This window comes from Selenomonas sp. GACV-9 (assembly GCA_900116485.1).
Taxonomy (GTDB): Bacteria; Bacillota; Negativicutes; order Selenomonadales; family Selenomonadaceae; genus Selenomonas_A; species Selenomonas_A ruminantium_G.
This window is the reverse complement of the sequence record FPAX01000008.1, coordinates 77168-98004: the sequence shown is the minus strand read 5'-3', so window position 1 is coordinate 98004 and position 20837 is coordinate 77168. Positions and strand designations below refer to the sequence as shown.

At 51.7% G+C, this 20837-nt stretch carries 21 protein-coding genes; 12 read left to right on the top strand and 9 right to left on the bottom strand.

Features of this window, described 5'->3' with window-relative positions; all coding sequences use genetic code 11:
• Window positions 1-182 precede the first annotated feature (182 nt).
• The 8 genes from rsmG to rpmH all read right to left on the bottom strand — a co-directional run bounded on the left by rsmG (window position 183) and on the right by rpmH (window position 6599).
• Complete coding sequence (rsmG, locus tag BM322_RS08530) at window positions 183-896, bottom strand: 16S rRNA (guanine(527)-N(7))-methyltransferase RsmG (RefSeq protein WP_075429635.1); 714 nt, start codon at window positions 894-896, stop codon at window positions 183-185.
• Between the two features lie 15 nt (window positions 897-911).
• Complete coding sequence (gene mnmG, locus BM322_RS08525) at window positions 912-2786, bottom strand: tRNA uridine-5-carboxymethylaminomethyl(34) synthesis enzyme MnmG (protein WP_075429652.1); 1875 nt, start codon at window positions 2784-2786, stop codon at window positions 912-914.
• A gap of 41 nt (window positions 2787-2827) precedes the next feature.
• Window positions 2828-4210, bottom strand: a complete 1383-nt coding sequence (gene mnmE, locus BM322_RS08520; protein ID WP_075429633.1) for a tRNA uridine-5-carboxymethylaminomethyl(34) synthesis GTPase MnmE — start codon at window positions 4208-4210, stop codon at window positions 2828-2830.
• A gap of 78 nt (window positions 4211-4288) precedes the next feature.
• Window positions 4289-5065, bottom strand: coding sequence for an RNA-binding cell elongation regulator Jag/EloR (gene jag, locus BM322_RS08515; RefSeq protein ID WP_075429631.1), 777 nt, complete (start codon window positions 5063-5065; stop codon window positions 4289-4291).
• 1 nt (window position 5066) lies between these two features.
• A complete protein-coding gene (locus tag BM322_RS08510; protein WP_075429629.1) occupies window positions 5067-5735 on the bottom strand; it encodes a YidC/Oxa1 family membrane protein insertase in 669 nt (222 codons plus the stop codon).
• Window positions 5736-5777: 42 nt separating this feature from the next.
• Window positions 5778-5987, bottom strand: coding sequence for a membrane protein insertion efficiency factor YidD (yidD, locus tag BM322_RS08505; RefSeq protein WP_075429627.1), 210 nt, complete (start codon window positions 5985-5987; stop codon window positions 5778-5780).
• Window positions 5984-6364, bottom strand: a complete 381-nt coding sequence (gene rnpA / locus BM322_RS08500) for a ribonuclease P protein component (RefSeq protein ID WP_075429625.1) — start codon at window positions 6362-6364, stop codon at window positions 5984-5986. The genes yidD and rnpA overlap by 4 nt, the downstream gene beginning before the upstream one ends.
• 100 nt (window positions 6365-6464) lie before the next feature.
• On the bottom strand, window positions 6465-6599 hold the full coding sequence (gene rpmH, locus BM322_RS08495) for a 50S ribosomal protein L34 (protein ID WP_075429623.1): 135 nt from the start codon (window positions 6597-6599) through the stop codon (window positions 6465-6467).
• Between the two features lie 442 nt (window positions 6600-7041).
• Here rpmH and dnaA point away from each other — a divergent pair, with 442 nt between their 5' ends.
• The 9 genes from dnaA to htpX all read left to right on the top strand — a co-directional run bounded on the left by dnaA (window position 7042) and on the right by htpX (window position 16414).
• The gene (dnaA, locus tag BM322_RS08490) at window positions 7042-8469 is read left to right on the top strand and encodes a chromosomal replication initiator protein DnaA (RefSeq protein ID WP_075429621.1); all 1428 of its coding nucleotides are present in this window, start codon (window positions 7042-7044) and stop codon (window positions 8467-8469) included.
• A 277-nt stretch (window positions 8470-8746) separates the two neighbouring features.
• Window positions 8747-9859: a DNA polymerase III subunit beta gene (dnaN, locus tag BM322_RS08485; RefSeq protein ID WP_075429618.1), complete on the top strand. Its 1113-nt coding sequence runs from the start codon at window positions 8747-8749 to the stop codon at window positions 9857-9859.
• Between the two features lie 22 nt (window positions 9860-9881).
• Window positions 9882-10103 (top strand): RNA-binding S4 domain-containing protein, encoded by a 222-nt coding sequence (locus BM322_RS08480; RefSeq protein WP_177220846.1) that lies wholly within the window; start codon window positions 9882-9884, stop codon window positions 10101-10103.
• Window positions 10104-10135: 32 nt separating this feature from the next.
• Window positions 10136-11239 (top strand): DNA replication/repair protein RecF, encoded by a 1104-nt coding sequence (gene recF, locus BM322_RS08475; RefSeq protein WP_075429616.1) that lies wholly within the window; start codon window positions 10136-10138, stop codon window positions 11237-11239.
• A 4-nt stretch (window positions 11240-11243) separates the two neighbouring features.
• Window positions 11244-12197: a DUF721 domain-containing protein gene (locus BM322_RS08470; RefSeq protein ID WP_075429613.1), complete on the top strand. Its 954-nt coding sequence runs from the start codon at window positions 11244-11246 to the stop codon at window positions 12195-12197.
• Complete coding sequence (remB, locus tag BM322_RS08465) at window positions 12197-12535, top strand: extracellular matrix regulator RemB (protein ID WP_075429611.1); 339 nt, start codon at window positions 12197-12199, stop codon at window positions 12533-12535. The genes BM322_RS08470 and remB overlap by 1 nt, the downstream gene beginning before the upstream one ends.
• 18 nt (window positions 12536-12553) lie before the next feature.
• The gene (gyrB, locus tag BM322_RS08460) at window positions 12554-14593 is read left to right on the top strand and encodes a DNA topoisomerase (ATP-hydrolyzing) subunit B (RefSeq protein WP_075429609.1); all 2040 of its coding nucleotides are present in this window, start codon (window positions 12554-12556) and stop codon (window positions 14591-14593) included.
• A gap of 255 nt (window positions 14594-14848) precedes the next feature.
• Entirely contained in the window at window positions 14849-15541 is a 693-nt protein-coding gene (locus BM322_RS08455; protein WP_075429647.1) for a YjbE family putative metal transport protein, read from the top strand.
• A 15-nt stretch (window positions 15542-15556) separates the two neighbouring features.
• Window positions 15557-16414, top strand: coding sequence for a zinc metalloprotease HtpX (gene htpX / locus BM322_RS08450; RefSeq protein WP_075429607.1), 858 nt, complete (start codon window positions 15557-15559; stop codon window positions 16412-16414).
• 66 nt (window positions 16415-16480) lie between these two features.
• On the opposite strand, the gene BM322_RS08445 is transcribed toward htpX, so the two are convergent.
• Window positions 16481-17122 carry an A24 family peptidase gene (locus BM322_RS08445; protein ID WP_318254574.1) on the bottom strand — a complete coding sequence of 214 codons (642 nt, stop codon included), beginning with the start codon at window positions 17120-17122 and terminating at the stop codon, window positions 16481-16483.
• A gap of 301 nt (window positions 17123-17423) precedes the next feature.
• On the opposite strand from BM322_RS08445, the gene cpaB reads away from it, so the two are divergent.
• Genes cpaB through BM322_RS08430 form a run of 3 tightly spaced genes read left to right on the top strand, consistent with a single transcriptional unit; the run spans window position 17424 to window position 20820 of the window.
• Complete coding sequence (gene cpaB, locus BM322_RS08440) at window positions 17424-18401, top strand: Flp pilus assembly protein CpaB (protein WP_075429604.1); 978 nt, start codon at window positions 17424-17426, stop codon at window positions 18399-18401.
• 4 nt (window positions 18402-18405) lie between these two features.
• Window positions 18406-19962, top strand: a complete 1557-nt coding sequence (locus BM322_RS08435) for a type II and III secretion system protein family protein (protein ID WP_075429603.1) — start codon at window positions 18406-18408, stop codon at window positions 19960-19962.
• Window positions 19963-19986: 24 nt separating this feature from the next.
• Window positions 19987-20820, top strand: a complete 834-nt coding sequence (locus tag BM322_RS08430; protein ID WP_075429602.1) for an AAA family ATPase — start codon at window positions 19987-19989, stop codon at window positions 20818-20820.
• Window positions 20821-20837: the final 17 nt, after the last annotated feature.

The window sequence follows — 20837 nt, the reverse complement described above, 5'->3', positions numbered from 1 at the left end:
ATTTAGCGGAGCGGAGAAAAAGTGCACCCACCCTCACCCAAGCTGAGCTGCAGCAAGCTTATTGTAATCGCGCACTGACAGACAAACTGCAATTTTCCTTACAACAACTCACCTCTCCAAATATCACAATATAAAAACGCCCTTGGACTATAAATTCCAAGGACGTTTCACGTGAAACATTTTTATAACGGATTCTTCGCGGGTGTGCCAGCTTTGCGCGGGTAGGCTTTTGGTGTTGGCATTCCCTTGGTGATGTCGATGACAGCACGAACGTCGTCGAGACCTGGCAATTTGACAGAGCGCGTCTTTGTCTCACTGCCCCCCATTACCTTGATGGCCTTTACAGCCTCCTGCTGTTCCTCCTGATACTGCATGCCCTTGAGGGCCAGGAAATGGCCGCCGCGTTTCACGAACGGCATACAATATTCACAGAGTACCGGCAGTCTAGCCACAGCACGCGATACGGCAATGTCGAACTGCTCGCGATAGGTTTTGTTGCGCGCACCTTCTTCGGCACGAGCATGAACACAGCTGACATCGGTAAGGCCAAGTTCATCGACAACAGTCTGCAGGAATTTGACGCGCTTATTTAGCGAATCCATCAGAGTCAGCTTGATATGGGGTGCGAAAATCTTCAGCGGCAATCCCGGAAAGCCAGCGCCAGTGCCAACATCGATGACCGTTGCCCCGTCCGTAAACAGTTCCTCATCATAGGCCGTCAACGAATCAATCATATGCTTGACAGCTACCTCATGCGGCTCTGTGATAGCAGTGAGATTCATGACCTTATTCCACTCGACGAGCAGTTCATAGTAGCGATTGAACTGCACAAGCTGCGTCTCCGACAGCTCCAAGCCATATTCTGCCGCTGCCTGTCTCATTTCATCTATAAACATGTTTTTCTCCTAATCTCATCGTCCCAACCGACGCTGCTGTTCCAGCCATACGAGCAGCACCGAGATATCTGCGGGCGAAACGCCACTGATGCGGCTGGCCTGACCGACCGAGCGCGGACGAATCTTAGCCAGTTTCTCCCGGCCCTCATCGCGCAAGCTCGGCACCTGACTGTAATCGATATCTTCAGGCAGCAGTTTCTCCTCGAGTTTTTCCATATGCTCAACCTGTTCGAGCTGTTTCTGTATATAGCCTTCATAGGTTATCGAGATCTCGACCTGCTGGCGCACTTCATCGGCAAGCTCAGGCAGGTCAAATACTGACTGCAGCTTTGCGTAGTCGACCTCTGGCCGGCGCAGCAGTTCATAGAAACTCGTCGCATTGCGAATCGGCTCAATGCCAGCGGCAGACAATTTCTCCTTGATTTCCTGAGTCGGATTGATAGAATTCTTCCGCAGATATTCCATCGCTTCTTTGATGGCCCCTTGTTTTTGTGTGAACCGCTCCCAACGGTCATCCTGCACAAGACCGACGCGGCGTCCGAGCGGCGTAAGCCGTGCATCGGCATTGTCCTGACGCAGCAAAAGACGGTACTCAGCCCGGCTCGTCATGATGCGGTATGGCTCACTGGTGCCCTTCGTCACTAAATCATCGATGAGCACGCCGATATAGGCGTCGCTGCGTTTCAAGACCAGTGACTCCTCGCCCTTTACGAACATTGCTGCATTGATACCGGCGATGATCCCCTGCGCAGCAGCTTCCTCATACCCCGAGGTACCATTAGCCTGTCCGGCCGAGAAAAAGCCCTTTATCGCCTTGAATTCAAGTGTCGGCTTGAGCTGAGTCGGATCGATGCAGTCATACTCGATGGCATAGCCTGCACGCATGACTTTGGCATGTTCCAGCCCTGGAATCGTATGCAGGAACTCCAGCTGCACATCCATCGGCATGCTCGTCGACATGCCCTGTACATAGACTTCGTTGGTATGGAGTCCCTCCGGCTCCAGGAACAGCTGATGGCGCTGCTTATCCGGGAATCGCAGGATCTTCGTCTCGATGGACGGGCAGTAGCGCGGGCCGATACCTTCAATTATACCGTTGGCCATCGGTGCCCGATGCATGTTATCCCGCAGGATCTTATGGGTTTCCTCATTCGTATAGGTAAGCCAGCACGGCGTCTGCTCACGCGTCACCGTATCACTCATGAATGAGAAATTGCGGCACTCTTCATCCCCCGGCTGAATCTCCATCTTGTCGTAGTCAAGGGTACGCGCATCGACACGCGCTGGCGTACCGGTCTTGAATCGCATGAGTTTCACGCCTGCCGCCTGCAGTGAATCCGAAAACTTCATCGCAGCCCGCTGGCCATTCGGGCCCCCCGTATAGGTATGCTCACCAATGATGATGCGCCCCTTCAGATATGTTCCCGTCGCCATGATGACAGCCTTGCCCGTATAGATTTCGCCAGTCTCAACCTGCACGCCCTTGACCACGCCGTCCTCGACCAGCAGCTTGTCGATAAGGATCTGCTTGACGTCAAGATTCTCCGTCTTTTCGCAGGTTTCCTTCATCGTATACTGATAAAGCTTTTTATCAGCCTGCGCACGCAGTGCATGGACGGCCGGGCCTTTGCCCGTATTGAGCATGCGGAACTGTATGCAGGTCTTGTCTGCATTTACCCCCATTTCACCGCCGAGCGCATCCAGCTCACGCACCAGGTGTCCCTTGGCAGGGCCGCCTACCGATGGATTGCAGGGCATCATCGCGATATTGTCCATTGAAAGCGTTGCCAAGAGCGTCTGGCAACCAATGCGGGCTGCCGCCAGTGCTGCTTCGACACCAGCATGACCAGCACCGACGACAATGACATCGTAGCTGCCAGCCGTAAAGATATTCTTATCCAATATATATTCACCTTTCCTTCAAAGGAATATTATTTACCGATACAGAACTTCGAGAATATCTCATTGATGATATCCTCCCCCACCGTCTCGCCAGTCAGCTCTCCGAGCTTTTCCCAGGCTGAGCGCAGGTCAATCGAGATGAAATCAAGCCCCATGCCAGCGCCAATCGTGCGCAGCGCGGCAGCCAGATGCTCATCAGTCCGGCGCAGGATCTCTACCTGTCGTTCGTCATTGACAAAACCGCCCTCATCGCTGTCAGCAAGGCCACTGTCATAGACTTTCTTCGTGATAGCCGCTGCCAGTTCATCCAAGCCATGTTCCGTGACCGTCGAAATGGCAATAACTGGTGCCTTGGTACGCTCAGCCAGCATTTCTACGGACAGTACTTCATTCAAATCCGTCTTATTGAGCAGTACCAATGCCTCTTTGCCCTCAATCAAGCTCAGGATCTCTTCATCCTCCTCCATGAACTCCCGCGAGCCATCAAACAAGGCCAGTACCAGCGATGCTTTATCAACATAGGCACGTGCCTTGTCGACACCGATCTGTTCAACCACATCGTCAGTCGCGCGGATACCGGCCGTATCGATGATGCGCAACGGTACGCCGCCGATATTGGCATATTCCTCGATGGAATCACGCGTCGTTCCCGGGATATCCGTTACGATGGCCCTTTCCTCACGCAGCAGGGCGTTTAAAAGCGACGACTTGCCAACGTTCGGTTTGCCGACGATAGCCGTCATAAGACCATCCCTAAGGATGCGTCCTGTATTGGCCGTCTTCAGGAGCTTGCGGATCTTGTTGCGTACCTCAACCACATTTCGCTCAACATCGTCTGTCACCACATCATCGACTTCATCCTCAGGAAAGTCAATGGCCGCCTCAAGATGCGCAATCATGCCCAGTATCTCATGACGCATTGCCTTGATTCCTGCCGAAAAATGACCAGACAGATGTCCCGAGGCCATCTTGAGCGACTTTTTCGTCTTGGCACTTATGACGTCCATTACCGCCTGTGCCTGCATGAGATCTAAGCGTCCATTCAGGAAGGCACGCTTGGTAAACTCGCCGCGCTCAGCGGGTCTTGCACCAGCCTGCCAGGTAAGTGATAGTGTCTTCCGCAGCGGCATCACGCCACCATGGCACTGCAGCTCCACCACATCTTCCTTCGTATAGGAATGCGGCGCCCGCATCAGCAGTACCATCGCCTCATCGACGGTCTCTTCATCCGCATCGACAATATGGCCGAATACGGCCCGCTGTGTCTCATAATCGGCCAGTTTCCTGCCACTTGCCGCCCGAAATACCGTATCGGCTACCTCTATAGCCTTTTCTCCACTTATGCGTATGATGCCAATACCACCCTCGCCCTGCGCGGTCGCAATGGCACTTATAGTATCTGACTGTTGCATACTGCCTCCTCATATATACACAAAAGGGCAGCCTCAAAATGAGACAGCCCTTTCACAGCTCTCTTGCTAAAGCAAATATTATTCTTCGTCTTCGCGCTCGCTGCCACGTCTGCGTGAACGACGGCGGCGCTTCGGTGCGATTACCACATAGCGGCGCGGCTCGTCACCAGCACTATAGGTCATTACCCGGCGATTCTCCTGCAGAGCCATATGGATGATCTTGCGCTCATGGCGATTCATCGGCTCAAGATGGATTTCCTCACCGATGCGACAAGCCTTATCTGCTAAGTGACCAGCCAAGCGTTGCAGCGTCTCCTCACGGCGCGAACGATAATCCTCGATATCGATGATGATGCGCGCACGATTCTCTGAAATGCCGCGGTTAGCCGCGAGATTAGCCAGATACTGCAGCGAATCAAGAGTCTGGCCATGCTTGCCAATCAGGATACCAAGGTTCTTGCCGATCAGATGAAACAGGACGCCTTCCTCAGACTCTCCCCGCTCAATCTCAACATCGAGCTTCATGGCCGCAAACACTTCGCGCAGGAACTTCTCAGCACGCTTAGTCTGCTCCTCAAGCGACACCTGCATGGCAGGCTCAGCAGCTGCTGTCTCTACCAGCATATCTTTCGGCGGCTCGGCAGCCGGACTAGCGGCCTTATCAACCACTGCCGACAGCTCTTTCACTGTGACGCGGATGCGAGCTGGTTTCGTGCCGAACAAGCCAAAGAAACCATTCGACGGCTGCTCGATTACCTCATAATCTACCTGTGCAGCACTGACACCAAGCTCGGATAATGCTGCCTGCAGCGCAGCGTCTACAGTCTTACCGGATGTTTCCAATACTTCTGCCATATCAGGCAGCCTCCTTCTTGCTGTCCTCACCACGGTACATCCACCACTGCTGGACAATCTGTACCACGTTCATCGTTACCCAGTACAGGACAAGGCCAGACGGGAAAGACAAGCTGATCCAACCGATAAAGAGCGGCATTACCGTCATCATGATCTTCATCTGCTGATTCATTTCCGTCGTCGTCATCTTCTGCTGCAAGAACGTCGTCAATGCCGACAGGATTGGCAGGATATAGAGCGGGTCAGCCTCCGACATGCTCGGCAGCCAGAGGAACTTTGCCGCCTCAGCCGACGGATATGTGAAGTTGAACAGCGCATAGTACATGCCCATCAGGATCGGCATCTGGATCAAAAGCGGCAGGCAGCCTGCCAGCGGATTGACACCAGCATCCTTGTAGAGGGCGCCAATCTTCTGCTGCATGACCTGCGGATTGTCCTTGTATTTCTCCTGTATCTTCTTCATCTTCGGCGACAATTCCTGCATCGCCTTCATCGATTTTACCTGCTTGACCGTCAAAGGATACAGCAGCATCTTGATGATAACCGTCAACAGGATGATTGCCAGACCATAGCTGCCAACACCGGCAAGGTCCGTCAGTGAATATAACGTCTCGAGCACAAAGTGCAGGAGATTCTCAATCGGTGCAAATAACGTTCCAAAGAAACCCAAACCATCACGTCCTAATCTAAAACTCTAACCAAAAACTTCAACTTATGGGACAGGATCATAGCCGCCCTTATGGAAGGGATGACAGCGAAGGATGCGCTTTACAGCGAGCCAGCCGCCACGACATGCTCCATATCTTTCGATTGCAATCATGGCATACTCCGAACATGTCGGAATATACCGGCAGGAAGGCGGCTTCAGCGGCGAAATAAAGTTGCGATAGAACTTTATAAGCAGCAGCAGCACTTTCTTCATTCTCTGCCCTTCTTTCTACCATGAGGCTCTGTCCCCTCAAAGATACCTGCCCGGCGTCCCAGCGAGACAAAAGCCTTCTCGACTACATCACATTTGACGTCAACCATCGCCTTGCGGCCTACCAGCAGCAAAGCAAGTCCAGGCTTTATCTCAGACTGATTCTTGCGATAGCTCTCACGCAGCAGGCGCTTGACCCGGTTACGCACGACAGCACAGCCGAGCTTCTTGCCAGCAGCAAATCCTACCTTGCCGTCAAGGTAATCCGACTCAAAGACATACAGCACAAAATACCGGTTTGCCCAAGATCGTCCGGTGCGATATACCCGCTGGAAATCACTGCGGCGCTTGAGCATTCGCTTTCTCGGTAATGTAAGCATTCGTAACTTCACCAAAATCTATAATAACACTTCGGACAACTATCCGAAAATACCTGATAACTAAAAGAAAAGGCCACATAAAGTGACCTTACTGTAAAATTTATGCCGAAAGCTTCTTTCTACCGCGCTGGCGTCTTCTCTTCAGAACGAGACGGCCGCCTTTCGTCTTCATGCGCTCACGGAAGCCATGAGTCTGCTTTCTCCAATGGTTGTTCGGCTGGTAAGTCTGTTTCATTCGTTAAACACCTCCTTATTCTAATTTCTGACTTTTCGTATAGAAGCAAAAAGCATCAGATCGAGTTCATGCGAAGCGCAGGGATGCCCCCGCACTAAGAATCACTGTAAATTATATCTTGTCGCCCAGATGGTGTCAAGATTATCTCTGTGCATTTTTTCCTTGAAAGTGTGGATAAATTGCCCACTATCAGCACTTTATCCACGAAAAACTGTTGATAACTTAGTTTTATTCTGATAAGATATTGTTGATTATTGTGCGGAAAACTCCACAGGCAACGAAAAATAGCGAAAAAGACTATCTATATATATTATCTGCAATTCCCGCCTCTTCTCCTGGGAATACCTTCAGTTATCCACATGTGTGGATAAAAATGTGGATAAAATTATACACCTGTGGAAAAAGCTTTCTACATATTCTATAAGCAGAAAGGGTTATTTTAATGGAGCAATCACAGCTGCAGGCAGTCTGGGAGCAGATTCTCGATAATATGAAGGAACAGCTCGCAGCATCTGCCTTCAAATGGCTCAATCCGGTCAAACCACTCTCCCTGACCGAATCCGAACTCGTCCTGGGCGCACAGAACGCCATGTCCAAGGAGTGGATCACGAGCCATTATCTGACAATCCTCGAGGATGCCGTCGCAGACGTACTTGGTGCCCCTCATAAGATTGTCATGAAAGTCATCGAAGCCGAGAAGCCAGAGGAGAACGAAGAACCGGCTGAACCGGTACGCCGCCCGCTCAAGGGCGAAAATCCCGATCAGGGAACGCTATTCCAAGAAGGCAACGGCACCAGCGCCCCTGCTGAGACAAACGACATGCACATCATGGCAGCAGGTGACAGCTCCTCGCTGAATCCAAAATATACCTTCGATACCTTCGTAACCGGCAGCAGCAACCGCTTTGCTCATGCCGCTGCCATGGCCGTCGCTGAGTCGCCAGGCAAGGTCTACAACCCGTTCTTCATGTACGGCGGTGTCGGCCTCGGCAAGACACATCTGATGCATGCCATCGGCAACCGGGTCCTGCAGAACCATCCTGAAATGCGTGTTCTCTATGTCTCCAGTGAGCAGTTCACCAATGAGATCATCCGCAGCATCCAGGAAGGTACGGCAGAGAAATTCCGCCAGAAATACCGCAATATCGACGTATTGCTCGTCGACGATGTCCAGTTCCTGTCTGGCAAGACCAGTACGCAGGAGGAGTTCTTCCATACATTCAACACGCTGCACGACGCCCAGAAGCAGATCATCCTGTCCTCCGACCGTCCGCCGCGAGAAGTCGAGCGCCTGGAAGACCGCCTGCGCTCCCGCTTCGAGTGGGGTCTCATCACCGATATCCAGGCACCGGATCTTGAGACGCGTATCGCTATCCTCAAGAACAAGGCGCAGCTCGACCATTTCAGCGTGCCGAATGATGTCATGGTCTATATTGCCAGCCGCATCGACAGCAACATCCGTGAGCTCGAAGGCGCACTGACCCGCGTTGTCGCTTACGCCTCGCTGATCAAGCGTCCGGTCACGACGGATCTCGTCGCCGAGGCTCTCAAGGATGTCTTCCCGAATAACAAGACGAAGGAAGTCACGATGGAAGTCATCCAGGAAATCGTCGCCTCTTATTTCAAGATCAAGATTGATGACCTGCATGCCAAGAAGCGCACACGCAGTATCGCCTATCCGCGTCAGATTGCGATGTACCTCTGCCGCGAGCTTACTGATACATCACTGCCGCAGATCGGCAACTTCTTTGGCGGCCGCGACCATACGACGGTCCTGCACGCCTGCGATAAGATCAGCAAGGAAAAGGAGTCGGACAAGAAGCTCGGCAGCATCCTGACCGAGCTTGTCGAGCGCATCCAGAAGATGTGAAGACTTCATCATCTTATAAACATAATCGTCGTGGATAACTTTGTGGAGAGCCTTGCGGATTTCTTGTTGACAGAATGTGGATAAATGAGAGGGGAGATTATCACCGTGGATTGTGTGGATAACCTCCCCTCTTGTTATGAACATGTTACCCACAGCTAACTCGTTGATAAAATCGTCGTGAGCAGGCTTATCAACATTTCCACAGGCCCTACTACTACGACGGCTATTTATTTAAAAATATCTAGAGTCATAATAAAAAAAAGAAAGAGGCCCAAAAATGAAAATCACATGTGCCAAAAACGAACTAGTCAATGCCCTGCAGATCGTATCCAAGGCCACAGCCGGCAAACCGCAAACTCCCATCCTTTCAGGTATTTATCTTAGAGCAGAAAATGGCATCTTGGAGCTCCAGGCAACAAATTATGAAATCGGCATGGTTTGCCGCATTCCCGTGGAAATTGCCGAACCGGGACAGATTGCCATTTCCGGACGTTATTTCCAGGAAGTTGTCCGCAAGCTGCCTGGGGATAGCGTCACTATTTCCTTCAATCGTGAAGAGAAAATCGTGCACATCCAGTCTAATCAGGCAAACTTCACGCTGCTCAGCATGAATGCTGCTGAGTTCCCAACCATCAAGGAAATGGAGGGTAACCTGCAGTTCAAGATCAAAGATAATGTCCTGCGTTCTCTTATCAAGAAAACGGTCTTTGCCTGCTCAACTGATGAGTCACGCCCAGTATTCACGGGCTGCTACCTGGAAGTCGCTGACACGAAAGTCACGATGGCTGCCACGAACACCCATCGCCTGGCCGTCAAGTTCGAGACCTTCGATGAGTCCATCGGCAACATCAAGATAATTATCCCATCACGCATCCTGCAGGAACTTCTCCACAATATGACCTCGGAAATCCCGACGGATGTGACGATTACCTGCACGTATAACCAGATCAGTTTTGCTTTCGAGAATCTCTACATGACTTCTCGTCTTATTGAAGGTGCCTTCCCGGACTACCGCCGTGTATTTCCGCCAGAATTTGCTACGAAAATCACGCTCAATGCTGCTGAGTTCAGCTCTGCTGTCGATCGTGTCTCGCTGATCTCCCGTGCTGGTGACTACAACATAATCAAACTCGAATTTGCTAACAACCAGGTACATATCACCTCGAACAATCCGGAAATCGGTAATGCTGAAGAGACTGTTCCAGCAACCATTGATGGGCCGGAACTCACGATTGCCTTCAATGCAAAGTACATCATGGATGTCATGAAGACAGTTGACAGCGAGACCTGCCAGATCAAGCTCAACCAGCCGCTGTCACCGGCAGCTGTCCGTGAGGCTGATGATGAGGAGTTTATCTACATCGTGACGCCGGTTCGCACGGCACACTGATTTTCAGCAGGAGGTTATACACATGCAGATTGAGGATATCACGATCGATACCGAAGAGATCCAGCTGGATCAGTTCCTGAAATGGGCTGGTGTACTGGCTTCTGGGGGCGAGGTCAAGGCGCTCTTGGCAGAACGCCGCATCAAGCGCAATGGCGAGACAGAAAGTGCCCGCCGCCGCAAGCTTCATTCCGGTGATGTGATCGAGATTGAAGGAATGGGTGCCTGGAGGGTGGCCAAGGGCTGAGCCCTCCACAACCGAACAGGAGATTAAAAAGAATGTTTGTACGTTCTATCAAGTTAAGAAATTATCGGAACTATTCAGAGCTGCAACTTGATTTCGATCAGAATATCAATGTCTTTCTAGGACAGAATGCGCAGGGCAAGACGAATATCATCGAGGCTGTCTACTATGCGTCACTGGGACGTTCACATCGCACGCATACGGATACTGACCTCATATGCTGGGATCAGCCTGTTGCATCGGTACAGCTCGATTTTGACCGCCTGGGGGTCGGCAACCATCTGGAGTTCCAGTTCAGTCGCGAGAAACGGCGGCGGATACTCTTGAATGAGCACCCTATCCGTCCCAAGGAACTTATTGGCAGCATCAATACCGTCCTGTTCTCGCCTGAGGACTTGTTCCTGATCAAGGGAGCGCCGGCTGGCCGCCGGCGCTTTTTAGACGGTGAGATATCTCAGGCCAGTCCTGCTTACTATCATGAATTGCAACAGTATACGCGCATCGTTACCCAGCGCAATACTCTGTTGAAACGCATCCGAGAGCGCAAGGCAGCACCCGATATGCTTGATCTCTGGGATCTGCAGCTGGTGGAAAGTGCTGTGAAGATCACGCAGAAACGTCAGGAGGCTGTGCGCAAGCTCAATATGCTGGCTAATCTCATGCAGCGCCGTATCTCGGGCAATAAGGAGAACCTGGCCATCACCTATGAAATTCATGGCATGGAGCCGGAGGACATGACAAAGGACCTCGCTTCATGGTATAATAAAGAGCTTGCATCTCACCGTGAGGTCGATATCCTGCGTGGTTCCACGAGTCGTGGCCCTCATCATGACGATATCATCCTGACGGTCAATGGCATCAATCTGCGCTCGTTTGGATCGCAGGGACAGCAGCGCACTGGCGTGTTGTCCTTGAAGCTGTCTGAGCTGGAATTCCTGCGGTCGGAGACGGGCGAATACCCTATCCTGCTGCTCGATGATGTCATGAGCGAGCTCGATGTGACCCGGCGTCAGCAACTCATGGAGTTTATCCGCCGCGAGCGCATCCAGACGATGATTACAGCGACGGACGTGGCCTATTTCCCGCAGGAGCGTATCGGTACTTACTTTCAGGTAAAGGCGGGCCAGATTACGAGGTAAGGATATGGCAAAGCGCAATCTAAAGCTGGAGAAAGTAAAGGATATCATCCCGCATTGGGTCAAGGGCCGGGGCGGAGCATTCGCCAAGAAGTTCTATGCCCATTGGGTGCTTTGGCACTGGGCGGATATTGTTGGGGAGTTTAATGCCAAATATGCTGAACCGCAGGGCATCCGCAAAGATATCCTGCATCTTTATTGTGGTAATGCGACGCTGCGCAATGAGCTAATGATGATGCAGGAGCAGATCACGCAGATGGTCAACAATTATGCTGGCCAACGCATGATCACCGGCATTGTTTTCGGCAGGCGCTGGGAGCATCCCGATACTGCCGAAATCGATGAGATACGTATCGCTCATGCAGCTCCAGAAGAAAACTGGGGCCGGGAGCGGCGCAAGGTAGTTCTGTCAGCAGAGGAAGCGGAGGCAGCGGAGCAACTTGGCCCTGCCGTGCAGGATCAAGAAATCGCGTGCAAGGCGCGGCAGCTGTATAAGAAGCATCTGCAGATGGAAAAGCTGCGGGAGGCTAAAAAATGGCATCCCTGTACTGATTGCGGTACTTTATGCCCGCCGGAGAAGAAATGGTGCCCGGTGTGCGCAATGAAACGGCGCGAACAGCTGCTGGCTTCTATCCGCCAGGTCTTAAGGGATATTCCCTGGGCGCGCTGCAAGGAGGTACAGGAGTATGTGCCTCTTTGCACGCCTAAGCTTCTCAATGAGCAGCGCGCAATAATGGTGCAGCAGCTGGCATCTGAGGTTGATGTCAACGATAAGACGAGCATCAAGGCGATGAATCTGGTCATGCTCTGCCGCTGTCTACCACCAGAACACCTCACAGAAGAGGAGATTGCGCGTACCCTTTACGGACTGCGGTTCAACCTGCATCGTCCGAAGGATTACAAGGCGCCGAAACGTTACTCGGTCATCCCCTTGGGGAAGAAAGGCAAGAGGCAAAGCTGATGTTCCTGCACTTAGGCAATGGTGTTTCCGTGCGGACGAAGGACGTCATCGCCATCCAGAGTTATGCGCTTTTCCAGGATGGACCGGGCGGTGAGCTTCTGGCGGCGGGGCTGGCCGCAGACAAGGTGATAAATACCCTTGTCCTCGGTCACGAAGAAGATGGCGAGTCCATCAAGTCGCTGATAATAACCACGGACAAGATTTATCTGTCGGCTATTTCGCCGCTGACACTGAAGCGGCGTTCAGAGCTGGCATTCCATACGATAGATACGTCAGGTACAACTGACAAGCCAGATAACAAAGAGATGCGTGATATAGCTATTACGGATACGGAATGATGGGAGCGTAGGATTTTCATGGCAAATGACAAGGAAACGAAAGTAATTGACCTGACTCCGGCAGAGGAAATGCCTGTTGTCGATGAGTTCGCTGACAAGGACCTCGATACTACCGGCGTCGAAATCCATACGGATGAGGAAAGCGCGGCTGTAACGGCTGTCGATGCTGACTATGGTGCAGAGCAGATCCAGATCCTCGAGGGTCTCGAAGCTGTCCGTATGCGTCCAGGTATGTATATCGGCAGCACGTCGGAGCGCGGCCTGCATCATCTCGTCTATGAGGTCGTCGATAACTCCATCGATGAGGCTTTGGCTGGATTCTGTGATCATATCGATGTCACCATCAACAAGGATAACAGCATCACGGTTGTCGATAATGGCCGTGGTATCCCCGTTGACATGCACGAAAGCGGCATGCCGGCTGTTGAGGTCGTACTGACGGTGCTGCATGCTGGCGGTAAGTTCGGCGGTGACGGCTATAAAGTGTCGGGCGGTCTGCATGGCGTCGGTGTTTCGGTCGTCAATGCACTTTCGACGTCTATGGATGTTCAGGTAAAGCGCGATGGCAAGATCCATGAGATCTCCTTTGAGCGCGGCGTGACGAAGCAGCCGCTTACGGTCACGGGCGAGACGGAGACCACGGGGACGCGCGTCCACTTCGTACCAGATCCGGAAATCTTCTCGGTCACGACGTACAGCTATGAGACGCTGCGTCATCGCCTGCGTGAGCTCGCATTCCTCAATCATGGCATCACGATTGCCCTCCATGATGAGCGCGGCGAAGAAGTCCGTTCGGAGACGTTCCACTTTGAGGGCGGCATCAGCTCCTTTGTCGAGCATCTGAACCGCAAGAAGGAAAAGATCAACCCGCAGCCAATCTACTTCAATGGCTCGAAGGATGATACGGTTGTCGAGGTTGCGCTGCAGTACAACGACAGCTATCAGGAGAATATCTACTCTTTCGTCAATAATATCAATACGGAGGAAGGCGGCACGCATTTAGCCGGTTTTAAGCTTGCACTGACGCGTGCGGCCAACGACTTTGCGCGCAAGCAGGGCATCCTCAAGGACAAGGACGGCAATCTCTCGGGCGATGATGTCCGCGAGGGCCTGACCTGTGTCATCAGCCTCAAGATCCGCGAGCCGCAGTTTGAGGGTCAGACGAAGACGAAGCTCGGCAACAGCGAGGTTCGCGGTATTGTCGACAGCATCGTGACCGAGGGCCTCTCCGAGTATTTCGAGGAGAATCCGGTCATCACGAAGAAGGTCATCGAGAAGGCTATCATGGCAGCCCGTGCCCGCGAAGCGGCACGCAAAGCCCGCGAGCTCACGCGTCGCAAGAATGCCCTCGAGGTATCGAGCTTGCCGGGCAAGCTGGCTGACTGCTCAGTCAAAGATCCGGAGCAGGCCGAGATTTACCTCGTCGAGGGTGATTCGGCAGGCGGCTCGGCCAAGCAGGGACGTGATCGCCGCTTCCAGGCTATCCTGCCGCTGCGCGGTAAGATCCTCAACGTCGAGAAGGCACGTCTCGACAAGATTTTCGCTAATGCTGAGATCCGTACGATGATTACGGCCTTCGGTACGGGAATCAGTGAGGATTTCGATATCGCTAAGCGCCGTTATGGCAAGATCATCCTCATGACCGATGCCGATGTCGACGGTGCCCATATCCGCACGCTGCTGCTGACGTTCCTCTACCGTTACATGAAGCCGTTGATTGAGCATGGTCATGTATTCATTGCCCAGCCGCCTCTCTATCAGATCCGCAAGGCTAAGAAGCACTGGTATACCTACAGTGATGAAGAGCTGGCCAAGAAACTCGATGAGGTAGGCCGTGACGGTACGACGGTACAGCGCTACAAAGGTCTGGGTGAGATGAACCCGGAGCAGCTTTGGGAGACGACTATGGACCCGGAGACCCGCACGATGCTGCGCGTCGATATGGAGGATGCTGAGGCAGCTGATGAGCTCTTCACGATCCTCATGGGCGATAAGGTTGAGCCGCGCCGCCAGTTCATCGAGGAAAACGCCAAACTCGTACGCAACCTCGATATTTAATCAAAATATAAGCTGACTTTTTGATATTTATCACTTGTAAAGTCGGTTCAGCTATGTTATATTATAGCCATAGAAAGACAACAGAATACTTCCACAAGGGGAGTAGCTGAACGGTCAGATATCGTCAATACGGTGCATGGCACCCGGTATGGCCGGCTAAGATTAGTAAGCAAGACCTTGTCTTACAAGTAGCCTGCGGGCGGCGTGTAGGACGAGGTCTTTTTGTATGAAAAAGAAGGAGTTGTAGAGGACGATATGGAAAATATTTTGGCGGGGATGTTCAGCCCCGAATGGTTTGCAGCGCTCTCAGGCATCCTATTGCTGGATCTGCTGCTATCTGGTGACAATGCCATACTGATAGCACTGGCCTGCAAGAATCTGCCGAAACACAACCGCAAGAAGGCGATATTGATTGGCGGACTCGGTGCAGTGTTCATACGCATCATCTGTACGCTGGGGGCTACCAGTGTACTGGCTGCTCCCTATATCGAGTTTGCTGGTGGCGCAGCGCTGTTGTATATTGCCGTGAAACTCGTGACCGACCATAAGGGCGAGAGTCATGAGGAAGGCGATGCACCGGCAAGCTTTGGAGCGGCGATAAGGACCATACTGATTGCTGACTTCATCATGAGCATTGACAACATCCTGTCGCTGGCCGGCGTAGCCAATACCGTGCCTGATGGCAAGTGGAGCCTTATCATCTGCGGTCTGTTGATATCCATCCCCATCGTGCTTTTCGGGGCGCAGTTCTTCCTGATGATCATGCTCAAGGTACCGGCACTCATCTACGGCGGTGCGGCTATCCTGGGCTGGACGGCAGCTACGCTGATGGTTGGCGATAAGGCTGTGGGCGACTATCTGCTGCCATATGCGCTGGTGCTCAAGATCGTATTTGTCGCAGCTGTTCTCGGCATCGGCTGGTATATCAATCATCGAAATAGAAAATAAAGGAGTGACTTTATTATGAATAACCTTAAAACCCTTTTGCTGATGGTGCTTTTGGCAGCCATCATGATGTTCATCGGCGGTATGCTTGGTGGCAAGACAGGCCTTATGTTCATGCTGATCATGTCGCTGGGCATGAACTTCTTCTCGTACTGGTTCAGCGATACCATGGTCCTCAAAGCCTACAGTGCCCAGGAAGTGACGCGTGAGGAGGCTCCGCAGCTCTACGGTCTCGTAGAGAATCTGGCAGCTAATGCCAACCTGCCGATGCCAAAGGTCTGCATCATCAACTCTGATGTGCCTAATGCCTTTGCTACGGGGCGTAATCCGGATCATGCAGCGGTAGCTGTTACTACGGGTATCATGAATGCTCTCGACTACAATGAGCTCTCCGGTGTACTAGGTCACGAGCTTGCGCATGTCAAGAACCGCGATATCCTGACGTCGACGATTGCGGCCATGATGGCTACGGTCATCACCTATGCAGCACAGTTCATGGCGTTCTTCGGCGGCCGTTCGGATGATGAGGAGGGCGGTAATCCGATTGCTGCTCTGGCAACCATCATCCTCGCACCGATTGCCGCTATGCTGATCCAGATGGCTATCAGCCGTTCGCGTGAGTATGAGGCTGACCACGACGGTGCTGAGATCTGCGGCAACCCGAACTTCCTGGCCGATGGCCTCGAGAAGATCGAGTATTATGCAACTCACGCGCGCCCGATGCAGGATGCTAGTCCGGCCACGGCGCATATGTTCATCATTAACCCGCTCAAGGGCACGGGCAAGGCGCTGGCAAATCTGTTCAGCACTCATCCGGAAACCAGCGAGCGCATCGCACGTCTGCGTCAGCAGGCTGTAGAGATGCGTATCCGTTGAGCTTGAATCAAGGTGCCAATAGGAATAAGCAAACAAAAAACAGGCTGTGCAAAAGCACAGCCTGTTTCAGGATAACGCGGCGAGTAGAGCGACTATGGTAAAGCAAGGACCATAGGCGAAATACTCGCCTCTTTTCTTTTTCCCAGTGATGAGCAGCAGCAATGCGACGATGCCGCCGAGCAAAAGTCCGGCGATGACGACCGTCAGGAGTGCATCAGAGCCGAGCCAGAGACCGAGTGCGGCAACCAGCTTGATGTCGCCGCCGCCGATGCCGCCGCGGGTTAGCACAGCCAGCAGCAGGAATACGGCACCGCCGACGACGGCAGCCAGAGCATGGTCCGTGATGGAAAAACCTGACATGGTCGTATAGAGCGCGCCAAAGATGGCGAAAGGCAGCAGCATGTCATCGAAAATGACTTGCTGCTCGAAATCCGTGAATGTATAGAGAATGAGGAAATATTCAAAACCAATCAAAAAATATAGCTGAAGTGGTTGGAAATCCCCATGCTGCAAGGCCGTGAAGGAAAACAGGAAGGCGAGGATTGGAGCGATGAAGTTCTGGCGAAAATGGCTTCGGCGGGCGCAGCTGTCAGGATAACTGAGGATATCCGGTGATTTCTTATAGAGCTTATCAATCCAGCGATTCCCAGCAATACCGCCTAAAACAGCTAGGAGGATAGTCATGGCAATCAATAAAAATGAACGCATAACAGGATACACCTTTCTCATTTTATATTAATCTACTCATAGACCATTATACGGCTAAACGTGGTCAAAAAGCTAGAGAAAATTAAATATCTGGTACATTGTTTCATAAAAATACATTTTATGTGGAAAGATACATTTTACAAGGACAAAAATACCCGTAAGAAAGAAAAAATAATTAGAGTATTTATAAAAAAATAGTTTACAATAATAAAAATTATGATATACTCAAAATGTTATTAAGACAAAATTAAGAATAAATAAGGGACTTTTAGACTAATTAAAAGATGGGGAGTTTTTGCAGATGTTGAAGATACCAAACTCATCGGGAAGTCTCAAGGATCTGCTGGACAGGATCACATACCGGCAATGGGTCATCATGGCGGTTTTGTTCAGTTGTTTCATGGGCTTGTTCGTATTCTTTTCGTTATCAGGAGTGGATTCCAATGCGGAAAGTGCGGCCAAGGAAGTCAAGGTAAAGGTTGTAGTAGCTAAGCAGGATATACCAGAGCGTACCGTCATTACGGAGGAGATGCTGAAGGTAATCGAAGTTCCTGCTGATGTTGCGCCGGCAGGAGCGTTTAGCGAGGTGTCTGAGGCGGCTGACCGTCCGACCTGTGCTGCGATCCAGCAAGGCGATATACTGACCGACAAGAAAGTATTCAAAGATGTGCGCATGGCAGGTTTTACGGGGACAATACCGCCAAACTGCCGCGCTGTCTCAGTGGCCATCACGGATATCACTGGTGTATCAGGTTTTGCCAAGGCTGGCGACTATGTTGACATCATGGTCGTAAGTGGCAAGAAAGAAGACGGCCTGAAGGGCGAAGTGCTCATGCAGAATGTCCTGCTGCTGGGCATCAATAAGACTGGCGAACAGGCTGTAAAGTCTGATGACATCAAAAAAGACGATTCAAAGGATAAGAACGAGGGAAATATTGAGGGCACGAAGGATGCAATGGCTACGGCAACATTGGCCCTGCCGCTCAATGAGGCGTTGAAACTGGCGGTTGCCTCGCAGAAGGGAACCATCTACCTGGCATTGCGTCCGTATAATCCCACCGATATCTTTACGCTCGATCGGGACTTCTATATGCCTGGGGATAAGAAGGAGCAGGCTCCAGTATCACAAGTAACTCCAAGTCCGCAAGTAACGCGTCCGGCGGCAGCTGCTCCAGTATCTGCACCGGCACCGGTTCCGGCACGTCCGGCAGCTCCGAGCTATGGTAGTGGCATCGAAGTCATTCGTGGCGTAGATTCGAGCAGAGTGGGGGTAAATTAAGCAGATGGAACAGTGGAAAAAATCCTTCACCCTCGGACTGGCAGCAGTAACGGCGGCCGTTGTTGCACCAGCTCCTGCCTATGCCTACGTGCAGCCAATCTGGCTGGGGGTGAATCAGTCGTACTACATGAATACGGGCAGCAGCATTACCCGCGTAGCGGTGGCCAATCCGAAAATTGCCGATGTAAAGATTCTCGGGGCAAGTGCACTGAATGTCGTAGCCTTCAATCCGGGAACCACGACACTCAATATCTGGACGCAGAATGGTATGCGTCAGGAATACAGCATTACGGTATCGAAAGAGGATAAGGGCCTTGCGTCCATCATCCAAAAGGCTATCGACCTGCCCCATGTAGAGGTAACGATGGTCGGCGACCGTGTCCTGCTCAAAGGCCGGGTCAAGAACCAGTATGAGAAAGAATTGGCCTTCAAGATTGCCTCGCTCTATGTCGGTGATGATGCCGTAGCTAATAAGAATAAAGTTATGAAGAAGGTACAGAGCGGCATTGCTGGGCAAGGGACTGATATTGAAGGCGAGGAAGATATCGATACCAGTGCCAAGGTCGTGAATCTGCTGGAAATGATAAATCCTGATCAGATAAACATTGAGGCGATGGTTCTTGAAATCAATTCTAATGATGCTGCTAAGCTGGGAATGGAGTACAGCTCGCCGGAAGGAACGACAGGCGAATTCTATGCAGGTGAGACTTATGGAGCTCAGCGCAGCAAGGGCAGTCACTGGTATACGCGTAACTGGCTCTACACGCATTTCTCGCAGATCAACGCGCGAATCCATGCACTGATTACAGATGGCCGCGCCAGGATTATCTCACGTCCGAATATCACGACTATGAGCGGCAAGACGGCCGGCATATTGGTGGGCGGACAGATTCCGGTCCCGGTAAAGAGTGATAACAATGTATCGGTTGAATATAAACCATATGGTATCCAACTGAATCTGATAAAACCTACGGTGGATAACGATGGGAATATTACGGCAGATATACAGGCTGTCGTCAGTCGTCTGGACTGGACTAATGCGGTAACGGTCAACGGTTTCAATATGCCGGGGATGATTACGCGTCAGGCCAATACCATGGTAAATATACCGACTGGTATGACGATGGCGATTGGTGGTCTGCTGAACTCAGCAGAAAACAAAGCGGTCAACAAGGTTCCGTTGTTAGGCAATATACCTGTTCTTGGCGAGCTGTTCAAATATCATAATGACTCGCAGCAGGAATCGGAAATCATGATATTGATCACGCCACGTGTGGTCAATGAGCAGACGAAAGCGGCTATGTCGAAGGATATGAAGAAGATATTCAATGATAGCCGCCGGGAAGTACAGAAGATGGAGAAGGTGGATGTCAACGGAACGGTTCCGCCATCGGAAGAGGAGCTGAAGGCGAAGAATACGACAGAAGCCAAGGAAATGGCCAAACAGTTGCTGAACAAGCCTTCCTTTGCCGAACGCTATGCAGCTCTGCGCAAGGAAATGCAGGCCAAGAAAGAAATATCTTTGGACAATATCCTGCCGCCAGACCAAGTACAGAAATAAGCCAGGCAGAAAGGAGCAGCGGTAATGCTGGAGTTAGAAAAAGAAGTGAATGGCGTCGTCATTACGTTCTTCAGTACGGCGTCAGCCGTGGGCAAGACGCTGATAAGCTGCAATATGGCCTCAGAGCTTGCGCGGCAGGGGAAAAGCGTCTGTCTGGTAGATTATGATCTGCAGTTCGGCGATGTCTGCAACTATCTGCAGCTGCTGCCAAAGAATACGATTGCCGATGTCCAGCGCGGTTTTACCCTGCAAGGCGATACCTGTCATGTCGAGGAATATCTGACGCCCTATGAGTATCATGGTGTGTTGTTCTATGTCATGGCGGCACCGAAAAAGCTGGAGGAGGCCTACAATATCAAGGCTGACTATGCGATAAAGGCAATCCGCCAGCTGCGGCAGAAGTTCGACTATGTCATCGTCGATACGACGTCGATGTTCAGCGTACTCAACCTGGAACTATTAGATATGTCAACAATCGTGACATTCTTGGGCATCGTGGATTTCATCCCGACCATCAAGAATATGAAGATTGGCAGCAATACGCTCAATGAGCTCAACTACGATAAGCAAAAACTGCGGCTGGTGCTCAATCGCAGTAATGCCAAGACGCATATCAGTCTCGATGATGTCGAGACATTGCTCGGGGAAAGATTCTATCATATCCTGCCCAATGATTTTCGGGCGGCCAGCCAATCCATAAAGGATGGCATCCCGCTCGTGCTCAAACAGGAGCATACGGAGCTCGGCGAGGCATTAAGGGACCTTGTGATGCGCTATACGAACCAAGGTGTGCAGGAATTTGAAGACGAATACCCGGAAGAGGTAAAAGAATCCTGGCTAAGCAGGATTTTCAGTTGATGCAGATGCGGGAAGAA